This is a genomic window from Amnibacterium sp., from assembly GCF_025463795.1.
Taxonomy (GTDB): Bacteria; Actinomycetota; Actinomycetes; order Actinomycetales; family Microbacteriaceae; genus Amnibacterium.
The window spans coordinates 1-21064 of sequence record NZ_JAODBE010000043.1; the positions used below are offsets into that span (position 1 = coordinate 1).

General features: G+C 69.9%; 19 protein-coding genes and 1 tRNA gene. 9 read left to right on the forward strand and 11 right to left on the reverse strand.

Annotation, left to right across the window (positions count from 1 at the left end; all coding sequences use genetic code 11):
* Positions 1–222: 222 nt before the first annotated feature.
* Positions 223–684 (reverse strand): Rv3235 family protein, encoded by a 462-nt coding sequence (locus JWQ92_RS03840; RefSeq protein WP_297343138.1) that lies wholly within the window; start codon positions 682–684, stop codon positions 223–225.
* A 298-nt stretch (positions 685–982) separates the two neighbouring features.
* On the opposite strand from JWQ92_RS03840, the gene JWQ92_RS03845 reads away from it, so the two are divergent.
* A complete protein-coding gene (locus JWQ92_RS03845; RefSeq protein ID WP_297343139.1) occupies positions 983–1546 on the forward strand; it encodes a hypothetical protein in 564 nt (187 codons plus the stop codon).
* 24 nt (positions 1547–1570) lie between these two features.
* On the opposite strand, the gene JWQ92_RS03850 is transcribed toward JWQ92_RS03845, so the two are convergent.
* Positions 1571–1846 carry a helix-turn-helix domain-containing protein gene (locus JWQ92_RS03850; RefSeq protein WP_297343140.1) on the reverse strand — a complete coding sequence of 92 codons (276 nt, stop codon included), beginning with the start codon at positions 1844–1846 and terminating at the stop codon, positions 1571–1573.
* A gap of 125 nt (positions 1847–1971) precedes the next feature.
* Between JWQ92_RS03850 and JWQ92_RS03855 the strand changes: the two genes are divergently transcribed.
* From JWQ92_RS03855 to JWQ92_RS03870, 4 genes are read left to right on the forward strand one after another with little or no spacing between them, the layout of a single operon-like run.
* Positions 1972–2607 carry a hypothetical protein gene (locus JWQ92_RS03855; protein ID WP_297343141.1) on the forward strand — a complete coding sequence of 212 codons (636 nt, stop codon included), beginning with the start codon at positions 1972–1974 and terminating at the stop codon, positions 2605–2607.
* The gene (locus JWQ92_RS03860) at positions 2604–3845 is read left to right on the forward strand and encodes a regulator (protein WP_297343142.1); all 1242 of its coding nucleotides are present in this window, start codon (positions 2604–2606) and stop codon (positions 3843–3845) included. The genes JWQ92_RS03855 and JWQ92_RS03860 overlap by 4 nt, the downstream gene beginning before the upstream one ends.
* 34 nt (positions 3846–3879) lie before the next feature.
* A complete protein-coding gene (locus JWQ92_RS03865; protein ID WP_297343143.1) occupies positions 3880–4764 on the forward strand; it encodes an aminodeoxychorismate lyase in 885 nt (294 codons plus the stop codon).
* A 41-nt stretch (positions 4765–4805) separates the two neighbouring features.
* On the forward strand, positions 4806–6308 hold the full coding sequence (locus tag JWQ92_RS03870; protein ID WP_297343144.1) for a sensor histidine kinase: 1503 nt from the start codon (positions 4806–4808) through the stop codon (positions 6306–6308).
* 124 nt (positions 6309–6432) lie between these two features.
* Here JWQ92_RS03870 and JWQ92_RS03875 read toward each other — a convergent pair whose 3' ends face one another.
* Positions 6433–6681, reverse strand: a complete 249-nt coding sequence (locus JWQ92_RS03875) for a WhiB family transcriptional regulator (RefSeq protein WP_297343145.1) — start codon at positions 6679–6681, stop codon at positions 6433–6435.
* A 343-nt stretch (positions 6682–7024) separates the two neighbouring features.
* Here JWQ92_RS03875 and JWQ92_RS03880 point away from each other — a divergent pair, with 343 nt between their 5' ends.
* Positions 7025–7390, forward strand: coding sequence for a hypothetical protein (locus JWQ92_RS03880; protein WP_297343146.1), 366 nt, complete (start codon positions 7025–7027; stop codon positions 7388–7390).
* Between the two features lie 60 nt (positions 7391–7450).
* On the opposite strand, the gene bcp is transcribed toward JWQ92_RS03880, so the two are convergent.
* Positions 7451–7927, reverse strand: a complete 477-nt coding sequence (bcp, locus tag JWQ92_RS03885; protein ID WP_297343147.1) for a thioredoxin-dependent thiol peroxidase — start codon at positions 7925–7927, stop codon at positions 7451–7453.
* 60 nt (positions 7928–7987) lie between these two features.
* On the opposite strand from bcp, the gene JWQ92_RS03890 reads away from it, so the two are divergent.
* From JWQ92_RS03890 to JWQ92_RS03900, 3 genes are all read left to right on the forward strand, one after another.
* Positions 7988–8060, forward strand: a tRNA-Lys gene (locus JWQ92_RS03890).
* Between the two features lie 876 nt (positions 8061–8936).
* Positions 8937–9692: a hypothetical protein gene (locus JWQ92_RS03895; RefSeq protein WP_297343148.1), complete on the forward strand. Its 756-nt coding sequence runs from the start codon at positions 8937–8939 to the stop codon at positions 9690–9692.
* Between the two features lie 258 nt (positions 9693–9950).
* Positions 9951–10736: a hypothetical protein gene (locus JWQ92_RS03900; protein ID WP_297343149.1), complete on the forward strand. Its 786-nt coding sequence runs from the start codon at positions 9951–9953 to the stop codon at positions 10734–10736.
* Positions 10737–11540: 804 nt separating this feature from the next.
* Here the strand turns inward: JWQ92_RS03900 and JWQ92_RS03905 are convergent.
* From JWQ92_RS03905 to JWQ92_RS03935, 7 genes are all read right to left on the reverse strand, one after another.
* Complete coding sequence (locus JWQ92_RS03905; protein ID WP_297343150.1) at positions 11541–12389, reverse strand: universal stress protein; 849 nt, start codon at positions 12387–12389, stop codon at positions 11541–11543.
* Positions 12390–12673: 284 nt separating this feature from the next.
* Entirely contained in the window at positions 12674–13384 is a 711-nt protein-coding gene (locus JWQ92_RS03910; RefSeq protein ID WP_367276706.1) for a response regulator, read from the reverse strand.
* Between the two features lie 283 nt (positions 13385–13667).
* On the reverse strand, positions 13668–15380 hold the full coding sequence (locus JWQ92_RS03915) for a GAF domain-containing protein (RefSeq protein WP_367276707.1): 1713 nt from the start codon (positions 15378–15380) through the stop codon (positions 13668–13670).
* 602 nt (positions 15381–15982) lie between these two features.
* The gene (locus JWQ92_RS03920) at positions 15983–16390 is read right to left on the reverse strand and encodes a hypothetical protein (RefSeq protein WP_297343151.1); all 408 of its coding nucleotides are present in this window, start codon (positions 16388–16390) and stop codon (positions 15983–15985) included.
* 302 nt (positions 16391–16692) lie between these two features.
* A complete protein-coding gene (locus tag JWQ92_RS03925; protein WP_297343152.1) occupies positions 16693–18855 on the reverse strand; it encodes a flavodoxin domain-containing protein in 2163 nt (720 codons plus the stop codon).
* Positions 18856–19311: 456 nt separating this feature from the next.
* On the reverse strand, positions 19312–20529 hold the full coding sequence (locus JWQ92_RS03930) for a DUF6544 family protein (protein ID WP_297343153.1): 1218 nt from the start codon (positions 20527–20529) through the stop codon (positions 19312–19314).
* A gap of 368 nt (positions 20530–20897) precedes the next feature.
* On the reverse strand, positions 20898–21064 hold a 167-nt coding region (locus tag JWQ92_RS03935), incomplete at its 5' end, for an NAD(P)(+) transhydrogenase (Re/Si-specific) subunit beta (protein WP_297343156.1).

Here is a 21064-nt window from a genome sequence, read left to right on the forward strand (position 1 = left end):
GCGTCCGGTGGCCGGGGCACCGCGGGGCGCCTTCGGTCAGCAGCAGTCGGGCACCCCGGCGCCGTCGAACCGGGCCGAGCGCCGAGCCGCCGAGCGCGGCCAGTAGGCCGCCCGGCGCTCGACGAGCACGTCAGCAGGACGGATCCGCGTCAGCACAGGGCGTTCCTGGCCACCTCGTCATGCCGGCGTGAGCTCGTGCTTGCTCGAGCCGCGGGCGCGGACCTAGAGGACCGAGATCGCCGTGGCGCGCCACCGCGAGTCCAGACCCTCGAGACGGATGGCGACCGCGCGCGTGCGCGCCTTGCCGTGCACGATCACGACGGCTTCGACCACCCCGTCGGCGGGAGAGGTGACGCGGGTGGCGGCGAGCCGGAACGCCGGCCGAGCCACCGGCTGCTTGCGTGCGGCACGGCCGCGAGCGGCCAGCACCACCCGCTTCAGCAGGTGCTTGTAGACCCCTTCGCTCATCCACCGGGCGATCTGCTCGAGATCGCGCGCACCCGCGAGCACCTCGAGCACGCTGCAGGCCAGGTTCTCGACGAGGGGCTTCGGGTCGGGCAGCCGCGAGGTGGAGGTGGGCTGGCGCCCGAACCAGTCCTCCGTGCGCACCGCGTAGAGGCGCCTGCCGCTCGCGGTGTCGCGCGCGACGGCACTGGCCGGGACGGGTGGGGGAACGACGGTCATGGGAGCTCCGGGGGCGAAACGGGGCGGTGCCGCACCTGGGTCGGGTGGGGTGAGCGACAGACAAGCAGCACCGGGGCGCGCCCGTCCAGGTTCTCTGCAGATCTGTGGATAAGTCGTCCCCGCCCGCGCGCTGCGTCCTTCCGCTGACGCCGATCGCCCGACGGGCCGGTTCGGACACCAACGGGCGTCATCGGCGGCCCGTCGTGCCCGAAGTCGCCCGTCGAGCACGGGCTGGGCCGGTCCGGGCGGCTGTGGAGAACTCGCCGCCGCCCCTCCACGGCGCCGATACGGTTCGGGGATGCGGTGGGACGAGCTGTTCGCCGACCTCGAGGCCCAGCTCGAGGCCGGCATCGGCGCGGAGGAGCGCGAGAGCGACGCCGAGGAGGAGCGTCTCCGCCTCGGCCGGCGTTCGCTGCGCGACCGCATCGCGGCGATGGGGGAGGGCCGCACTCCGGTGCGGATCCGCCTGCTCGACGGCACGGTCGTCGACCTGGCCCCGCGCACGGTCGGCCGCGACTGGATCGCCGGTGACCTCGCGGGAGGTGCGCAGGCGGTCCTGCCGCTGCACGCCGTCGCCGCGCTGCTGCCCAGCGGATCCCAGGTCACCGCGGACGGCGGCGCGCCGGCCGGGGCGCTCACCGATCGTCTCGGGCTGCCGTTCGTGCTCCGCGACCTCGCCCGCCGTCGGCGACCGGTGCAGCTGCGGCTTCGCCACGGCGGCACCGCCGGCACGATCGACCGGGTCGGGCGCGATCACCTCGATCTCGCCGTGCACGGTCTGGACGAGCCTCGCCGCAACTCGGCCGTCGGGCGGATCGAGGTGGTCGCCCTCGCCGAGCTGCTGCTCGTCCGCGTCGACTAGCAGGGCGACCGGCGCCGAGCCGGCTCAGAGCAGCCGGTCACTGCGCAGCTCGGGGAGCAGCTCGAACTGCGTCTGCCGCCAGTGCGCTGCGCGGCGCGCCTCCTCGTAGCGGGCCTGGATGAAGGCCTCGAGCTCCACCCGCTCGACCCGCCAGTGCCCGGCGGCGCCGATCTTGATCGCGGGCAGCTCGCCGGACCGCACGAGTGCGTACGCCTGCGCCGCGGAGACGTTCAGCGCCTCGGCCGTCTCGGCGACGGTGAGGAAGCGTCCGACCTGATCGGCGGGCAGCGGGGCGGTCATGACGGGCATCCTGCCCCCGGCCCTCCGCCGTCCGCAGGCCCGGCCGCCGGCGCTGTGGATAACTTCGTGCGGGGCCGGCGGGCGCCCGCGAGGATCGGCATCCCGAGCCCGTCGGAAGGATCGTCATGGCCACGCTCCCGTCGGCGCCGCCCCGCCGGCTGCGCCTCGACCCGCGCATCGTCGTCGGTGTCCTGCTCGTCGCCGCGTCCACGCTCGGCGTCACCGGCGTCGTGCAGGGCCTGAACCGCACGGTCCCCGTCTACCGTGCGGCCGAGCCCCTGGTCCCCGGGGCCCGGATCTCAGCGTCCGACCTCGTCGCCACTCCCGTGCGGCTCGGGCCCGCCGACTCGCTCTACCTGTCCGGGCCCGTCCCGCCGGGCGGCTACGTCGTGACGAGGACGGTCGCGGCCGGCGAGATGGTGCCGCTGTCCGCGCTCGGCACGGCGGCCGGCCTCGACACCGCCGCGGTCGTAGTCGACCTCTCGACCCGGCTCTCCGGGTCCATCGTGCCGAGCGCTGTGGTCGATCTCTGGTCGGCGCCCAAGAAGGCCGGATCGACGACGGAGTACGGAGCCCCCGTGGTCCTCGTGTCGGGCGCGACGGTCGTGCGCACGATCGCACCGCAGGGACTCGTGACCGCGGCGCAGCAGAACACCGTCGAGCTGCAGGTGCCGAGGGAGGACGTGGCCGCAGTGCTGCAGGCGGTGGCCGACGGCGCGCGCATCTCCGCCGTGGCCGTGAGCGAGCCGGTGCACCGATGACCACGGTCGTGCTCAGCCTCGCGCCCCACGTCGAGGACCGGCTCCTGCCGCAGCTGCTCGAGGAGGGTCACGTCGTCGCGGCCCGTCCCGCCGGCGCGGAGGAGGCGGCGGCCGCCCTGGACCGGATCGAGGCCGACGCCCTGCTGGTCTCCGCATCCGCCCGGCACTGCGACGCGAACCTGCTTCGCACCGCGGCCGCCCGGGGCGTCTCGGTGGTCGTGCTGGCCTCCGGGCCGACCGAGGAGGAGTACGCGACCGCGCTCGGTGTCGCGGATCCGCTGCCCGCCGACGCCGAGCTCCTCGAGGTGCTCGGCCGCCTGGAACGGCGGGCGCCCGTCGTCGCGGAGGAGCGCGCCCCCCGGCCTGCGGCTCCCGGGCGGGGCCGCATTACCGCGGTGTGGGGCCCGGCAGGCGCGCCCGGCCGCACGACCACCGCCATCGCCCTCGCGGCCGAGCTCGCGGCCACGGGGCTGCGGGTGGCACTCGTCGACGCCGACACCGTCGGCGCGGCGGTCGCCCCGGCGCTCGGCCTGTTCGACGAGGCTCCCGGGCTGGCGGCGGCGTGCCGGCTCGCGGCGGCCGGCGCCCTGACGAGCGGGGAGCTCGACCGCGTCGCGCAGCAGCACCGGGGCTCGAATGGAGCGTTCTCGGTGCTGACGGGGATCGGGCGTCCCTCCCGCTGGCCCGAGCTCTCGACCGACCGGATGACCAAGGTGCTCGAGGCGTGCCGGGAGTGGGCGGACCACACCGTGGTGGACACGGGCTTCAACCTCGAGACGGACGAGGAGATCGTGAGCGACCTGTTCGCACCCCGCCGCAACGCGGCGACGATCGCCGCCGTGCGGGCCGCGGACACCGTCGTCGCGGTCGGGGCGGGGGATCCGGTCGGCCTCGCCCGGTTCGTGCGCGCGTACGGCGACCTGCTCGAGCTGATCGATACCCCGTCCGTGCGGGTCGTGGTGAGCAAGGTGCGGGCGTCCGCGGTGGGCATCGGTCCGGCCGGGCAGATCCGGGCGAGCCTGCTCCGGTTCGGCGGCATCGGCGACGTGACGCTGGTGCCGAGCGACCCGGGCGCGTGCGATGCCGCGCTGCTGACCGCCCGGAGCCTGCCCGATGCGGCGCCGCGGTCCCCGGCGACTGCGGCGCTCCGCCGGTTCACGCTCGACCACCTCGCCGAGCGGCCGCCGGCCCAGCCTCGCCGCCGGCCGGCACGGCTCGGCCGCCGGCAGCCCGCGTGAAGCCGAGGACGGGCCGTCCCGCCAGAATGGACCGGTGCCACCCCGCCTGCTCGCTCTCCTGACCGCACCGTCGCTCGATCGGCCCGCTCCGGGGAAGCCGCCGTTCCGCTTCATCGACGTCGAGCAGCCACTCGTCAGCGCGCTCGACCTCGGGGTGACCCGCGGCGACGGCGTCTTCGAGACGATCAGCATCGGTGGCGGCCGCGCGCAGGCGACCGGGCCGCACCTGACCCGCCTCGCGCGGTCGGCCGCGATGCTGGAGCTGCCGGAGCCGGACCTCGACGCGTGGCGCTCGGTCGTCTACGCCCTCGCCGAGGAGTTGTCCGGGGTGAAGGAGGCCTTCGCGAAGCTCGTCTACACCCGCGGGATCGAAGGCGGCGACCGGCCGACCGGCTGGGTCTTCGCAGAGGCGTCGCCCGATCACACGGCTGCGCGGCGCGACGGCGTTCGCGTCGTGCTGCTCGATCGCGGCTACGCCCACGACGTCGCGAGCACGGCGCCGTGGCTGCTGCAAGGCGCGAAGACGCTCTCCTACGCGGTGAACCGGGCGGCGGTCCGTGAGGCGCACCGCCGGGATGCGGACGACGTGCTGTTCCTCAGCTCCGACGGGTTCCTGCTCGAGGGCACCACTGCGAACCTCGTGCTGAAGCGCGGCGACCGGCTCACGACGCCCGCGACGAGCCTCGGCATCCTGGCCGGCACGACGCAGGCCGACGCGTTCAGCTTCGCCCGCAGCCAGGGACTCACCACCTCCTACGAGCTGCTGACCCCGGACGCGCTCGAGGACGCCGAGGCGCTCTGGCTCGTCTCGAGCGTGCGTCACGCGGCGCCGATCCGGGCCATCGACGGGGTCGAGCGCCCCATCGACCGCGCGTTCACCGCGGCGCTCAACGAGTTCCTCGTCGGCCGCCGCGACTGAGGCAGCAGGCCCTCTCCACGGCCCGCTCGTAGAATCGGGCGGTGCCGACCATGAGCGAACTCGTCACTGCGCACTCGTCGCAGTCCTCGGCCGACGACCTCAACTGGCTGCACGCGCTGCTGAACGACCTGCAGCTGCTCGCCGATCTCGCGTTCGCCGACATCGTGCTCTGGTCGCCGTCGGCTGACGGCGGCTTCGTCGCGGTGGCGCACGCGCGCCCCTCGAGCGCGGCGACCCTCTTCTACCGCGACTTCGTCGGGCAGCAGATCAAGCCCGACTGGCGGCGGCTCGTCACGGACGCGTTCGAGCGCGGTGAGATCCTCGACTCGTCCGCCCCGGACTGGTTCGAGGAGACGCCGACCCGCGTACGAGCGGTGCCGGTGTTCCGCCGCACCTCACCCTCCGCGGCGCAGCAGCAGGTGATCGGCCCCATCGCGGTGCTGACTCGGCACACCAACCTCTCCGAGGCGCGGATGCCGAGCCGGCAGGAGCTCACCTTCAACGACTGCGCGAACGACCTCTTCCGGATGATCGCGTCGGGGAGCTTCCCGCAGCTCACCGCCCCGACCGGCCCGCGCCGGGGCGCCCCGCGGGCGTCGGACGGCCTCATCCGCCTCGACGTGGACGGCATCACGATCTTCGCGAGCCCGAACGCGCTCTCGGCGTTCAACCGCATCGGGTTCTCCGGCGAGCTGGAGGGGGAGTCCCTCGCGCAGGTCGTCACCGACCTGCTGCCGCAGCGGTTCGCCGTCGACGAGACGCTGCCCCTCGTGGTGACCGGCAAGGCGCCGTGGCGCAGCGAGATCGAGGCGAAGGGCGTCACCGTCTCGCTCCGCACCATCCCGGTGTTCAGCGAAGGCCTGCGGGTGGGCGCGATCGTGCTCTGCCGCGAGGTGACGGAGCTGCGCCACCAGGAGCAGGAGCTCATCACCAAGGACGCGACGATCCGCGAGATCCACCATCGCGTGAAGAACAACCTGCAGACCGTCGCGTCGCTGCTGCGGATCCAGGCCAGGCGGTCGAACTCGGACGAGGCGCGGGAGTCGCTCACGCAGGCGACCAGGCGGGTGTCCGCGATCGCGGTCGTGCACGACACGTTGTCGCACGGGCTCGCGCAGAGCGTCGACTTCGACGAGGTCTTCGACCGGGTTCTCATGCTCATCGCGGAGGTCGCGTCCTCGCACGGCACCCGCGTGCATCCGATGAAGCGGGGAGCCTTCGGCATCCTGCCGAGCGACTACGCGACGCCCCTCTCGCTCGCCCTCACCGAACTGGTCACGAACGCGGTCGAGCACGGCCTCGCCGAGCGGGAGGGCAACGTCGTGATCACGGCGCACCGGTCCGACGAAGGCCTCACGGTCAGCGTGCGGGACAACGGCGTCGGCCTGCCCGAGGGCAAGGTCGGCAGCGGCCTCGGCACGCAGATCGTCCGCACCCTCATCGAGGGGGAGCTCGGCGGGATCATCGACTGGCACACCATGTCGGGTCGGGGCACCGAGGTGACCATCGCCGTGCCGTTCCGGTTCGGGAACGACCGCGACTAGCGCTCACTACGACGGGCCTGATCCGGCAGTTGCCGACGCTCGCTCTCGGAGGGCGAACCAGCACACCGCGGACGGGCGTCGAGCGACACGTCGCCCTCGGCCCGTCGCGGCGGTGGAGCAGCGACTACGCGGTGCGGCGGGCGCGGGCGGCGCGGCGCTTCAGGGCGCGACGCTCGTCCTCGCTGAGCCCGCCCCAGACACCCGAGTCCTGGCTGGTCTCGAGCGCGTACTGCAGGCAGGACTCCGTGACGGTGCACCGACCGCAGACGGACTTCGCGCGCTCGATCTGGTCGACCGCCGGTCCCGTGTTGCCGATCGGGAAGAACAGCTCGGGGTCAGCGGTGAGGCAGGCAGCTCGATCACGCCAATCCATGCGTGGGCGCTCCTAACGGGATTCGTGGGATCCGGGCACAGCGGCGCACCGCGTGCGGGCCCGGGAGGGCTCGAGGTCGTTCGGCGTTCATTCGGGTGGGGTGCAGGAGGATGGACCTCAGGCACGGAAACAGCGTGAACGGAGCGGGGAGACCCGCCACCCTTCGGTGCCACCGCGTGCCCACGACAGTGGGGGCACCGAAACCGACCGGAAACATCGTGGCATAGGGCATGCCGCGTGATCAAGGGTGCCGTGGTTGGATGTGCCTGTGAGTGCTGGCCGCGGGAACAGTGCTAGAAGGCCGCCTGAACGACTGGATCCGCAGCCGCGACGACGGATTTCGTTGATCGTCGTCGCGATCGTGCTCGCGCTCGAGGCGATGGGTCTGATTCTCGTGACCGTCCTGCTCGTGACCGAGACCCTGACCTCCACGGCAGCGGGATCGGTCGGTGCAGGGGTCGGGCTCGCCGTGGTGACGGCCGTGATCGCGGTCGGTCTGATCGTCGCGGCGCGCGGTGTTCTCCGCGCCGCGAAGTGGACGCGGCCGGCCGCGGTGGTGTGGCAGATCGTGCAGCTGTTCGTCGGCCTGCAGGCCGCGCAGGGTCCCGGCGGTCGCTACGACCTCGCCGCGCTGCTCGCGATCCCGGCGATCATCGTGATCGTGCTCTTCTTCACGCCGGGCGTAACCGCGGCGATGCGCCGCGGCTGACGCGCGGTTCCGCCGATCAGGCCGCGCGAGCCCGCCAGGGTCGGCCGAAGCTGCGGGGGATCAGTCGATGCCGAGCTTCTTGCGGAGGCTGGCGACATGGCCGGACGCCTTCACGTTGTAGAGCGGCAGCTGCACGACGCCGTCCTCGCCGATCACGAAGGTGGAGCGGATCACGCCGGTGACGGTCTTGCCGTAGAGCGACTTCTCGCCGTACGCCCCGTACGCGTGATGCACCGTGAGGTCCTGGTCGGACAGCAGCGGGAAGTTCAGATGCTCCTGCTCGGCGAACTCGGCGTTCGCTGCCGGCTCGTCCTTCGAGACCCCGAGAACCTGGTACCCGGCCACCTGCAGGGAGTTGAGGTTGTCGCGGAAGTCGCAGGCCTCGGTCGTGCACCCGGGCGTCATCGCCGCGGGGTAGAAGTAGAGGACGACCTTGTGACCTCGGTAGTCCGCGAGCGAGCGCTCGGCACCGGTCGAGTCCGAGAGGCGGAAGTCGGGAGCCGGCTCGCCGGCCTCGAGACGGGTGGCAGTAGTCATGGGGGTGTCCTCCGCTGCCATGCTAATCTTGACCCCCGGTCCGCTTCTGCGGGCCGTTCTGCGCCTCTAGCTCAATTGGCAGAGCAACTGACTCTTAATCAGTGGGTTCCGGGTTCAAGTCCCGGGGGGCGTACAAAGTACCTGATCACGCAGGGGTTCCCTTAGTGGCTCCAGGTGGCCCGCGACGCTCTGCCACACTCTTGCCATACTCTACGGGCCACGTGGGGCGTCAGCGCTGCTCCACCTGCGCCAACCACAGCATCACGGACCGCGACCGCGGGGATGGCGTGCTGCAGCCCGGCCAGCCCGATCGAGTTGTAGGCGTGCGTGGCCGCCCTCTCCCAGGTGGCGGCGGTGCAGGGCGTGCTGCCCAACGTGCGGCGCGGGGAGCGGTGGCGCGTAATCGCTGCCGCCCATCCCGCGGGTCGGGCCTCGACCTCCGTGCGGCGGGGGCCGAGGAGCGCTGGCGCGGGTCGGCCTACGAGGCGGCCGGCGAGCGGCGGGCGCCTCGCGCTTCGCTCGCCGGCGTCCGGAAGGTCGGGGGGACTCGGTACCGTCGAGTGCGTGTCGACGGGGGCGATTCCTGACCCGGAACCGGCCCTGAACCGACGTCCGGAAGCACAACCGTCGAAGTGTTGTCGTGTTCGGTGTCTACGAATCAGGTTGCCCGCGTTTGAGGAGCAGCGTCGGACCGGAAGCCTTCGATGGCCCACCCTCTCTCACTTCCTCACCGATTTGGTCAATCTCTCGATCTTCTTCTTCATGACCATCATCTAGTTCGCCGAGGGAGATATCCGGTCCTCTGCGACACGCGCTGGAGAGGTCCATTGAAGTCCTTGCGGCGGCCGGGGGTCCATCCTGCTGGTCGTCCGGCCCAATCGTAGATCGCACGGTCGCGCCCAACACCTGTTCGGCGTGGGGCGCGGAGCAGCAGCGAAGCTGAGAGGAATGCGCGCCGACGGGACGTTCGACCCTGAGACCAGTCCTCCCGCCCCGTGATCCTCGGATCATGGACGAAAACGTCAAGACCTCGTCGCACCCCGCTATCGCCCCCGTCGCACTTCGACCGGACGCCTCGCCAGCGGTGGAGCACGGCGGCCGCGATGCGCCCGACTTGCCGGGTTCGAGCGTCCAACGCGTCGGCGCTTGGGCTGCCTGGGTGACGGTCGTGCTTTCGGCGTTGTACGTTCCCACGCTTGTGCTGGGATTCGTCGCTCTGGGGAACTTCAGCGATCCGCTCGAGGACCCGTTCCTGGGCATCGCAGAGGTGCTGATCATATTGATGGCCCCGGGATTGGTCGCTCTCACTGCCGCGATCTACCTCGCCGCCGCACCGGGCCGGAAGATCTTCGGGCTTCTCGCGTTCGGGTCCATGCTTCTCGCCGCGGGCACCACCGCCACCGTGCACTTCGTCGAATTGACGGTCGCCCGTCGTATCGGGGACGGCGCGCTGACCGGCCCGATCTTCGGATGGCGGTGGCCTTCGGTGCTGTACGGAGTCGATGTCGTTGCGTGGGACCTGTTGTTCGGAGTCAGTCTCCTCTGCGCCGCAGCCGTGTTCCCGGGCCGCGCCTACCGCGGCGTGCGAGTTGGCCTGCTCATCGCTGGCGCACTCAGCGTCCTCGGTTTGGTGGGTCCCATTTCGGATCAGTTCGGCCTACGGACGATCGGCATCTTCGGTTACGCCGTGGTCTTCCCCATCGCGTGTGTCGGCCTGGCTCGGGTGTTCTCAGCGGCGTCGCGAATCGCCAAGGGTGCCGCCTGACCAGCTGTCGTAGAGGGAGACGCCGGGTTCAGGGTCGGGAAGACACCGCGGCTTCCCAGGACCTTGGGCCCTGGGCAGCCGCTCCCTGCTTGGTCACCCTCGAGCGTGGACGAAAACCTCGAGACCGCCAGTCACCATCCCGTACCGCCAGTCGGTCTGTCGGAAGGCACACCCCTCACCCCGGACGACTGGGCAAAGATCAACCTTGTCAACCGGCCCTCGCCGGGATCCGTCTCGCCGCTGCTGCGGGGGCTGGGAATGATCGAGCGCGAACGGCTGAACCGGATCCTTTGGGCGATCACGGGCGGGCTCGCCGTGATCGCCGCCGTCGGCGGCCTGGGGACTCCTGCCCTGTACTCCCGAGTCGTGCCTCCATCGGTGCTGCCCGGCGCCCTCTCGCAGGACCTCGTCACCGTCGCCGTCGGTGCGGCGCTCGTCGTGCTCTCGGCGACCGCCCGCGCCCCTCGGTACCGGCAGCAGGTGCTCGCGTTCGCGCTGCTTGCGTACCTCTTCTACGGCTACGGCGTGTACTCCATCGAGCAGGTGTACAACGCGCTTTACCTCGTGTACCTAGCGGTGTTCGCGCTGTCCTTCTGGGCTCTCGTCCTGGGCGTGGCAGGGCTCCGGCCGGACGTCTTGGCCGGCGCCCGGCTGCCGCGCTGGGTACGGATCGCTTCGTTCGCGGGAGCGCTGCTCCAGCCGCTGGTCTTCTACCCGATGTGGATCGCGGCGCTGCTGCCACTCATGGCCGAGCACCGCCAGATCCAGAGTTACTACTCGATCTACGTGCTCGACCTGTGCTTCATCATGCCCGCGTTCCTCGTGCTGGCGATCCTCCTGCTCAGGGGCCGTGGCTTCGGCCTCGTGCTCACCCCGGCCATGTTCGTGTTCGGGGGCGCACTCATGCTGTCCCTGGCACTCGGACCGGTCCTTGCGCCGGACGGAGGGCAACACATCGACGCCGGGGCCGTAACGCTCGCCGCCCTGTTCTTCGCCCTCGGGGGGCTGCACCTCGGCTTTCTCCGGATCCGGAGCGGCACCTGAGGCGGCAACGTGCATCGCGGCTCCGCGGTACCAGCGGCGCCGGCCCTCCCCGCTGCGGGCGCCGATTCAGCAGACGCCTGGGCCACCCATACACATGTCGGCGAAAAACACCCGCAACCAGGCGAGCGTCTGTAGGGAGCGGCTCTGACTCGCCACGCCCCGACGACGGGGCAGATGGAGTCTTACTTTCTGACCGCGCTGACTATGAGGGTTCAGCGTGTGTGACAACGAGGCCGCCCGCCGAGAACGGCTGCGAAGGTCAACATCAGCTCGGAGCATCCGTATGTCGGCATCCGCTCCGTTCGTGGGGGCGAAGGAGCGGCGAGCCGAGGGGAACCTGGCGAGGTAACGACGGCTGGAGGCTCGGGCTTCGTCACCTGCGAGGACTCTGAGCTTGACTGGCTCCCACCGGCCATCGATCCACACCTCGGCTGGCGCAGCGCTGCGGAAGTGCCGCCACCAGCGCTTGCGGCTCGCGTGCGCTGCGGCGATGTCCACACCGTCGTCGTGGCGAGCCAGTTGAACGGGGAGCACCACCACGGTGGACCCCGTGGTGTATCGCACCGCGGTGAATCCGCCCAGCAGCGGCGCTAGTGGGGATCCCAGTGCGCGGAGCATCGCTCGGTTCCAAAGGCGACCGCCATGACTGCTGTCGATCGGCAGGTCGGGACGTGTCTTGGTCGCCCTGCGCTGACGCCGGGGTCGTCTCACGTCGTCCGGCCTGGTGCTTGCACCCATACGAACCAGCTCCTCATCTTCTTTCTCATTTCACGGGGCTCCTGTGGTTGGGGCTGCGGCTATCGCTCAGCCCCTCAGCGCGAGTTGCTCCGGGTTGGGGATGCGGAGTTTGCCCTGCTGGACGGACGGTTCGGCGACCACGACGAATGGTGCCTGCGCCTGCGCGGCGAGCCAGCGCTCGGGGCTGAATCGAGGGGGCGCGCAGGACGGTCGATGTCCCTCGAGGACGAGCAGCGCGGCGTGATCCGAGTGGGTGAGGAGACAAGCTGGGCTTCGCACCCAGTGAGGGTCGACGTTCACAGTCAGATCCGGGAACTCATGCGTCAGCGTGCCGAGCTCGGACCTCAGGGTCACCGGTTCGAGGCCATCGACTGGTTCGTACGGATCTCGGATGCGAAGCAACGTGAGCGGCTCGTTCAGGATCCGAGCCGCCTGGGCGGCAAAGGTCAGTGCACCGCGGGTGCGTTCGCGGCCACGAACGACGGCGAAGATGCCCCGCCGCCCGCCGAGAGGCTCGGCCGGCACTATGGCGGTGACCCCGTCTCCGCGGCCTGCGATCGCGACGGGGACCCTGCGGGCCCCCGTCTGACGCCTACCCGCAGCCTTCGAGGCTCCGATGACGAGCAGGCTGTCACGTCCTGCGACCCGGGGGAGTTCCTCCGCTGGATCCCCGACCGCGACCTCCGCCGTCACCGTGAGGTCTGGGTGCGTCTGCATCAACCCGTTGAGGGCGGCCTGCAGTGCATCTCGTGCTGCCGCGACCGCCTCCTCGGGGCGGTCCGTCCCACCGGGGGTCAGGACCGTGACGAGATGCACTGGTCGGCCGATCCGCTCGTCAGCATTTGCAGCCCAGCGCAGCGCCTGCTCCGCCGGCGAAGAAGCGTCCCAGCCCACCACTAGACGTGTGATCCGCATCTGACACGCCTCCCGTCGCTCGAGAAGCCAGGGTCGCGGACCGGCGGATGAGCCGTGAGAGTCAAAAGTCCCGCCGCTGTTCCGCCGGTCGAAGGCGGCACGAGAGACCGCGCCACATCGGTGGGATCGGTAGGCGGGCGTGCCGTAGCAGTCGGTTCCCGGTCCCGCTGCCTCCGATGGGCGCAGGCTCCAGCGGCGCCCAGCAGTCCCCGCCAGTCAGTTCGTCGAGCGCGGACTGCGGTGACCTCGCAGTGAGTTCCGCCTTTCGGCGATCCGCGCGAGGATCAGGCCCGAGGCGCAGCGAGGGGGAATGCGGTTCGGGTCTCGAGCTGAAGCACGGCTGCCTGGGTACGGCTCTGGAGGCCGAGCTTGCTGAGCAGGCTCGACACGTAGTTCTTCACTGTCTTCTCCGCCAACGAGAGACGGATGCCGATGTTGCGGTTCGTGAGCCCGTCGGCGATGAGGCCGAGCACTTCCCGCTCACGCGGGCTCAGGTCGATCAGCCGAGGGTCGGCACTTGGCCCTGAGCGCAGCCGGTCTCGCACCGCCTTCACAAGCAGAGGATCGAGCGCGGACCGTCCAGCCGCTACCTTCTTCACCACGTCGATGAGCCTGCTGCCGCGGATGTCCTTCAGCACATAGCCACTCGCGTCCGCGATCACAGCGGCATACATGGCCTCGTCGTCGTCGTACCCGGTCAACATGACGCAGCGGACCTGCGGTGCGGATCCGTGCAGATCGCGGCAGAGGTCGATGCCGCTCCCGTCCGGCAAGCGCACGTCGAGCAGGGCGACTGCGGGAAGGGTCGCCAGGATTCGCCCACGCCCTTGCTCGACGGATCCCGCTTCCCCGACCACTCTGATCCCGGGGTCCGCCTCGAGCATCTCCGCCACCCCACGACGGACGAGCTCGTGGTCGTCGACGAGGAACACTGTGATGACGTCGTTCATTGTTGCGTCGCTTTCGGTTTGCCGTCCGGTGACTGACAGGCTCACCGCATCCGCGCTGGCTGACCAGGGACCTTCGTCCTGCAACCGGCCTGCCGGCTGTTTCCGTTCGCGAACAGAGGGAATGACTCCATGCAGCCCGTAGCCGGATCCGGGCAACGCTCTGCCACCGACCGCCTTCCCGTGAGGACGCAACGCAGCTCGCGGTTGAGCGAGACCCGTGACGTCCAGCGGCGTCGATCTCGACCGCCCTTGCCGGTGCGTGGCTGGAGCCGGCCTAAGGCGCGACTCCCGCGCTGCCGCATCCAGGCGAAAGTGCGTGCCGACCTGGTTAGACGCTGGCCCGCGTCTCGTTCGGCAGCGGGACGGCCCAGCGCAGGACCGTCAAGCCGGCCTCGATCCCGAGGGTCATCGAACCAGAACGGCGGGTGGCTCGCTCCTCGAGGTTGGCGAGGCCGCTGCGTCGCGCGGAGACGGCCAGAGGGAGCCCGTCGTTGGACACCGCGACGGTGACGCCCGGTGTGTCAACGCTGACGTCAACGGCAACAGTGTTGGCCCCCCCGTGCTTGACGGCGTTCGTCACACCCTCACTGACCACGGCCAGCACGTCCTCGGCGAGGTCACCGATCAGCACGGCATCCACCGGCCCGGTCACGTGGATCGACGGGTCGACGGAGAGCGCACTGCTGACTCGCTCGATCAGGTTGAAGAGGCGCTGCCGGCCGGTCGCCCGCTCGTCTCCCCGACCCGTGGACTCCAGGGTGAAGATGACGCGCCGGATCTGTGTGATCGAGGAGTCGAGACTCGATATGGCCGCGTCAACGCGCTCCGCGTTGCGTCCCTCGGGGAGGGTGCTGAGTACTCCCTGCAACTGCATCCCTGTGGCGAACAACTGCTGAATCACACGGTCGTGCAGGTCCCGGGCGATCCGTCCACGCTCCTCGAACAGCATCACCCGCTCAGCATCGGAGCGGGTGGCCTGCAACGCCAGCGCGACGCTCACCCGCCCGCTGAAGTCCACCGCGACCTCCAGATCCGATTCGGTGAATGCGGGGCTACCGCAAGAGCGGGCGGCAAGGAGCAGGCCGATGTTCCCCCCGCTCCCGGTCAGCGGTACGGCGAGGATCGGACCGAACGGGTCGGCGTCTGAAAACTTCAGGTCCCGCACCTCGTTCTCGTCCAACCGCAGAGGCCGACCGCCCTCGAGAAGGTGCTCCACGATCGTCCCCTTCACGATCACATCTGTGGTCCGAACCTCCTTCGAGTCGCCGCTGCGTACCTCCAGAACGTCAACCCGCTCCGAAGCGTCGCCGAGCAGCACGACGAATGCACTCGACGCCTCCGCGAGCGACCGCATCCGTTCGGCCGCGAACGAGAGCGCGTCCCCCTGGTCGGACGAGAGCATCCGGGCAGTCAGCTCGGTCGATGCTGCGGCCCATTCCTGCCTGCGTCGCGTCTCCCGAAAAAGCCGCGCGTTCTCGACAGCGAATCCGGCAGTCGACGCGAGCGATCGAACCAGCTGCTCGTCCTCCTCACTGAAGTGCCCCTTCGGGTGATTCGTCAGGTAGAGGTTCCCGAAGACCACCTCGCGGACGCGGATGGGCACCCCGAGGAAGTCACGCATGGGCGGATGGCCCTCCGGGAAGCCGGCGCCGCGTGGATCGGCGGCGATGTCGTCGATCCGGATGGGCTCTGGGTCGCGGACGAGGGCGCCCAGCAGGCCCTCGCCGTGCGGCAGGTGCCCGATCCGCGCCACGTCCGCCTCGTCCATCCCGGCGTGGATGAACTGCTCCAGTCCGCCGCGCTCGCCGAGCACGCCGAGCGCCACGTACTGCGCACCGGTGACCTCCTGGACGGAGTCGACGATCCTGCGGAGCACGCCGTCCAGGTCGAGGTGGGCCGTGATCGCCTGATTCGCCCGGAGTAACGCGCGCAACCGGCCCTGCGTCTCGAGCACCTCGTTCGCCGACCTCACCAGGTCGGTCAGCCGCTGGTCGAGTTCCACCCGCGGCTGATCCGGGAACGAGAGACCCGGATCGCTCACGGCGCGGCCTCCTTGATGGGCTGCGCCTCGGCTGACGGGCGAACCGTGCCCAGTCTAGGACCGGGGCTGTGCTCCGAGCGGGCCTGCGAGGCCCTGCCTCGGCGCCACCGGTCACGCTCGGCGCCGCGCGGACCGGAGGCCGAGAGGGTGCGGGGGAGAACAACTCACCGGCGCACGCTCGGACATCTACCTTCTCACCCCGTGGGGCTACGACCTGGCAAAGCTGCTGCCGACCGTCCCGACCGCAATCCACGTGCGTCGAAACGGTCGGTTCATTCCGGTCACGAGTATTGACTGTCGTTCTCCCGCGGCCTTCCGCGTCCGGTTCGAGCACCCGAGCGGGAGTCCGGAACCGAGCAATTTCGAGCGATTGTCGGCGAGTCCGCAGCCACGATCGTCGCCCGTAGCGCAGCCGGGCTCGTTCCGCTGAAGGGGCAGCTTCGTGGCCGCACTGTGAGGCGAGTGTTCTGAGATGGAGACTGATACTCGAGCGAGTTGACGGGCTAGAACCGAGTTTCATAGACCTACTGGCGGAACAGTTCCCTCATCGGGGGCTGCCTGCGCCCGCGGTGAACCCGACTTCCGTGGCGAGGCCCCATCAGTCAGAGTGTGCGCGTTTCCTTCCCGGGCCGGGTGGCTGTCACGCGCTCGCGCAGGTTCATCAGCATCTTTCGCATCATCCAGATGTCGCCGAATTCGAGGAGCGCCGAGAAGGCAACGGATGGCGACAACCACTGGTAGCGGGACCGCACGCGACTGACAAGGCGGGTACCGCCGTCGGCGGTCTCGTCGAGCTGCCACGCCCACGTCGTTCCACCCGCCTGTCCCCACACCATCGAGCGGGGCGCATCCATCGAATGGACCCGTATGCCCTGCTTGCCGTCCGGGCTCATCGGGATGATGTCCCCTGGCGCGATGTGCTGCAGTTCTGGGATGACCCTCCGCGCGCTCCGACGTCCGAGATTGTCCAGAATGTCGTAGCTGTACCAGCCAGCCCGGGTCACACCCACTTGGAGCAACCATGGCCAGACCTCACTAGGAGGGGCAGCGATGGTGATAGCGCGAGTCGCATTGAACGTGGGTCGGCTCACGAGCGCATCGCTGGGCAGCCTCCGGGAGACCTCGCTCGGCGTCGCTCCCCAGGTCAGTTGCCACGGACGCACACACCGCATGTAGACCACCGCAGCCGCGACAACGACGAGCAGAAGCAGTCCCGGCCGCACGAGGGGCGCCTCGAGTAGCGGACGGAACCTGCGGCCGAGCCGAAGGTCCGGCGTGGGAAGTGGCGGAGCGCCGCTCATTCGCCGTGTCTTCACGAGGCTGAGCGGGAGTCGGCGGCGAGCCCGGCCAACCGAGTCGCGATCTCGTGCGCCCATCCGTCGATGGCGCCCCAGTCCCGGAAGTCCCCGGCAGGAAGCGCCGCCTTGCCCGCCGGCGCGAACTTCATCAGCCGCTCCGCGATCCCGGTCGGAGGCGTGTGGGGGTCCCAGGCTCCGAAGAACACCTGTTCCGCTCGTGGGTGAATGGCAGCGACGATCGCATCGAACTCCTTGGGCGTGGCCGACTCGAGGACGTCGCGCCCGTCCTTGTCGACGATGTCGACGCCCAATGGTCCGCTGCTGAAGAGCCAGACCGGATTCTCGGCGAGCAGTGCGCGGTGACGCTTCACGAAGGCGGTCACATCCTTCATCCAGTGGCCCATGTAGGCCGCGCCGCCGATCACGAACGCGTCGTACACGTGCAGGTTCTTCACCTTGTCCACCGACATCACCTCCGTGGGCAGACCCGCGACGCGGAGTTGCGACGCGATCCGCTCCGCGATACCAGCGGTGGAACCGTGGCGGCTCGCGTAGGTGACCAACACGTTCATGGGAGTGCCCTTTCGCTCATGCCCGGGATAGCGCCCGCGGCGTCGTGGCCCGGACTTCGTCGTGGCCCCCGGTCCTTCGCGCCGCTGACGGCCACTGCCCCGCACACGATGATGAGGGCAGCGGTGAGGGGAACGACCAGGCTCCACCAGCCGGTGATGACCGGGACGAGCGCGCCGACGACGACCGCGATGAGCGCGGTCGGCCTGTTTCGAGGGGCGAACCAGAGCCCGGTGACGATCAGAACGGCGCCGGTGAGCGCGGACCACCAGATCAACGCCAGTGGACTGATGACCGCGATGAGCAGGTATCCCATGGCGAGTAGGTCGGTGAGTGCGGTCCACCACCACGCAGAAGCACGGCGGGTCACGGGGTGCCTCGGGTGATGACCGCCGCGAGGGCCCGACGCGGGCTGGCCGGAGCAAGCGCGGTCGGGTACCGATCCGCATCGGCATCACCGGTTGCCAGGCCGAATCACCGACCAGGCCGGAGAGGCCGGTACGAATGGGACCTGATCGGCCGGTAACCCGGTCGCGTTCGGCTCGCTCGACGCTCTGGTTGAGCGGTTGCATGGCCAGTCCCTTCGTCGTCGCCCACAACTGCATCCGCTGGTACAGACGACCCGCGCCGAGCCGCTGGGCGACGTCCGCCGCGTCTCGGACCAGAACGATCGCGAATCCCGACGCGGTGGGCAGCTGGCGGTCGCGTGTGCCGGAGAGCCAATAGGCGTTGTTCGAGGCCTCCGTGGCCGGCAGCAGCTTGCCGATGCTCCGGACGAGTGGCGAGAGGCCTGCCGCGTCGGGGGTGATGCCGTCGCGATGATTCTGTATCTCGCCCGAAGTCGACCGGTACCAGGCCGAGTCGTCGCGGACCTGCTCCGGATCAGCGATGAACGCCTCGGTAGCGGCCACCGTCAAGGCGCTGAAAGCTCGTCGCTCGGCCGGGCTCAGCAGCCACAGCAGCCGAATGTCTGCCCGATCGACCAGCGCATCGAACCCCTGGATGATGCCCGAGGGGAGGGGGCGCCCGCTCTGATAGGCGCTGCGGTCCGTGTGACGGAGCGGAATGGCACGGTACAACGACGACACCCTCGGTGTGGTGGGGGCAAGATCGATGCGGGCCAACAGGGATCGGTCGCCCGTCGGAGAGGCAGTCACGGCGGCGGCGAGGCCGACAGCCTGCGCGGCGTGGGCGATGTTCTCGATCGCACATCCTGCCGAGAGCTGCACCTCGCGCCGGTAGGCGTCCACCGTACCGAGACTGCGGCTGAGGTCATCGATCACGTCGATGCGCTGCGGGCTGACCTCGAACCGCCACGCTTGGGCATTGTGCGCGTTCGCGGCGAGGATCCCCGCGGCGACGAGCCGAAGCGGCGCGGACCCGCGCTGCCACAACTGCCACGGCTCGTATGCAGGCCCACTACCGCTGGAGAACACACCTCGGCTCGCGGCGAAGACGTCACCCCCGACCGCCGCGCCCACCGCCACCGTCGCCACCCCTCCGACGGCAACACCCAGGAAGCCTCGTCTGGTCGTACCGTCTGCGGAGTGTTGCTTCACCGGCGGCACCACGACCGGCGACTGCTCTTCGCGCAGCAGGTCGACCACAAACCTGCCTGGAACTCGGTGACCTGGCTCATGCGGACAGGCTGCGGCCCACGGCAGCGGCTGGTTAGAGGAGAACGTCCCGGCGCCCCGTGGTCGATTCCGTTGACGATCCCGCGCGTCCCGGTCGGTGGACGGATAATCGCCGAGTTCACGTTCTCTGCCTGGACGTCGCGGCGCGCCGACGGCGGCGCTCGGTGCTGCGCGGGGTGGGCGTCGTTGCTTACGACTTGCCTGCGCCTCAGCCTCCTCTGCGCTGCAACCGCGTTCCGGGCCCTCCCTACCGCGGCGTGCGAGTCGGCCTACTGACCGCCGGTGCCCTCAGCGTCATCGGGCTGGTGCTGACCCAGGTGCGGGCCGAAGGCTTCGCTACGACGCTCATCAAGGTCGGTCGTCCATCCGCCCGGCCGGCCCCGAAAGCGCTGCTATTTGCGAGTCCGTCCCGAGTGGTGCGCCTCTTCACCCATAGACGATGTCGTCGAGTTCGAATTCGAGGTAGGCGAAGTCGCCCTCTGGGGCCGGAGCGTGCCAGACGGCCAGTCCACTGGAGCTGATCATGTGCCCGTGGAAGGACCTGTAGCGACGTAGGGGGGTCGACCAACGCTGCCGACGAGGCGTCTTGGCGTTGGCGGAGACCGCGAACCGGTCGTCTGATGTGAAGCCGGTGAGCTGGTCCTGCTGGTCGAAGGTGAGTTCTGCGCTGACCGTCTGGTCGCCGCGGGTGAACACCGCGCGAGCCTGATGTTCATTCATGGTGGTCCAGGTGATTGAAGCGCCGACCAGGGCAGCAGGAGCCAACACGCATAGGTCGTTGAGCAGGGTGACGGTTTCGGCGCGTGTCAGATCTGGACCGGACGCGGTCACCATGGGCACGAGTGAGCAGAGCTTGACCCGCATCCTCGCCTCGTTCCCGCTGAAGACGTGAAGGACATCCACCGGCAGATGGGCTCGAGTGGCGTCCATCTTGAAGAAGCGTTCCGGCATCGGTCCGAAGGTGTTGACTTGTTCGCCGACGAAGTTCATCCACGGTTTGTCGCCTGCGGCTCGGATGCGCCCGTGGAAGAGGGCTCGGAACGAGCTGGGCTGCGGATGACCCACTGCACCTGACTGGCTGATGTATCGGGCGACGGGGGCCGGGAGCCGCTCGAGGTCACCCTCGGTGATCAGCGGGACGGGTGGCCGGGTCAAGGGCACCGAGTTCTGCTCCGCACGGCGACGGAGGGCGTGACCGGCCCGACGGCGGTAGGAGCTCTCGAAGCTGCTCGGGCCGTGAGCGGCGTACGCATAGATCACTGCTGCCCCGAGCACCACGTTCACTCCCGTTCCGAACGCGGCGTCGCGCCAGTCGATCACGATCGCGGTCTGCGACAGCAGGACAGCGGCAGCCCCTACGACCCACCACCAGCGCACCGATGCCAGCAGCAGCACTCCCGCCGCGATCGTGACGGCCGCCGCCACCAGCCATGCCACACCCATCGCCGCGCTCGTCGGCTGGGCAAGCGCAGTGACCTCGGCCCACCCGAGGCCCTTGGCGGCGCCGAGGAGGTGGATCGCCCCATGGACGATGACGGCGCCGGCCAGCAGCCCCGCCGCGACCCAACCGCCTGGCGACCGGCCTCGAGTGGTGCCAGGGACGGTGGGAGAAGGGGTGGTGGTGTGGTCGATGTTCAGGGTCATGGCCCGCTCCCATTGTGCGCAGCTGCCGGTGCGAGACGGGCTCGGGGGAGCGTGGTGTCGGCCCAGGTTCCGACACTGCAAGCAGACCCGGAGGGCACGAACGAGGCCAGGGCCGAAGGTCACTGCGAGGGCAGGGTGCCCCTCGTAGCAGTCGAGGTTCTTAACCGGAGCCGCACGGGGTGCGCGAGCGGTTCAACCCACCGCGATGCCGGACATCGCGAGCGAGATGAGCCAGATGGGGAATGGGTCGAGTGCCCACATCAGGCCGGTGGGGAGCCCGGCGTGTACTCGCCGTCGGCCTCAGGTTCTTCGGGCGCTGCCCCCGACGGCAAAGGCCTTGGTCCCCTCCTGAAGCGGGTCGCTGCGTCTCAGGCGGTGACGTACTCCTTGACCGCAGCGGTGATGGCCGCAAGCCCGACCTTCGCGTCGGCGAAGTACATCCCGGTCTTCGGATCCGTGAACAGCGGGTTGCTGATGCCGGCGTAGCCGGGACGCATCGAGCGCTTCAGGATCACGACGGACTTGGCGTGATCGA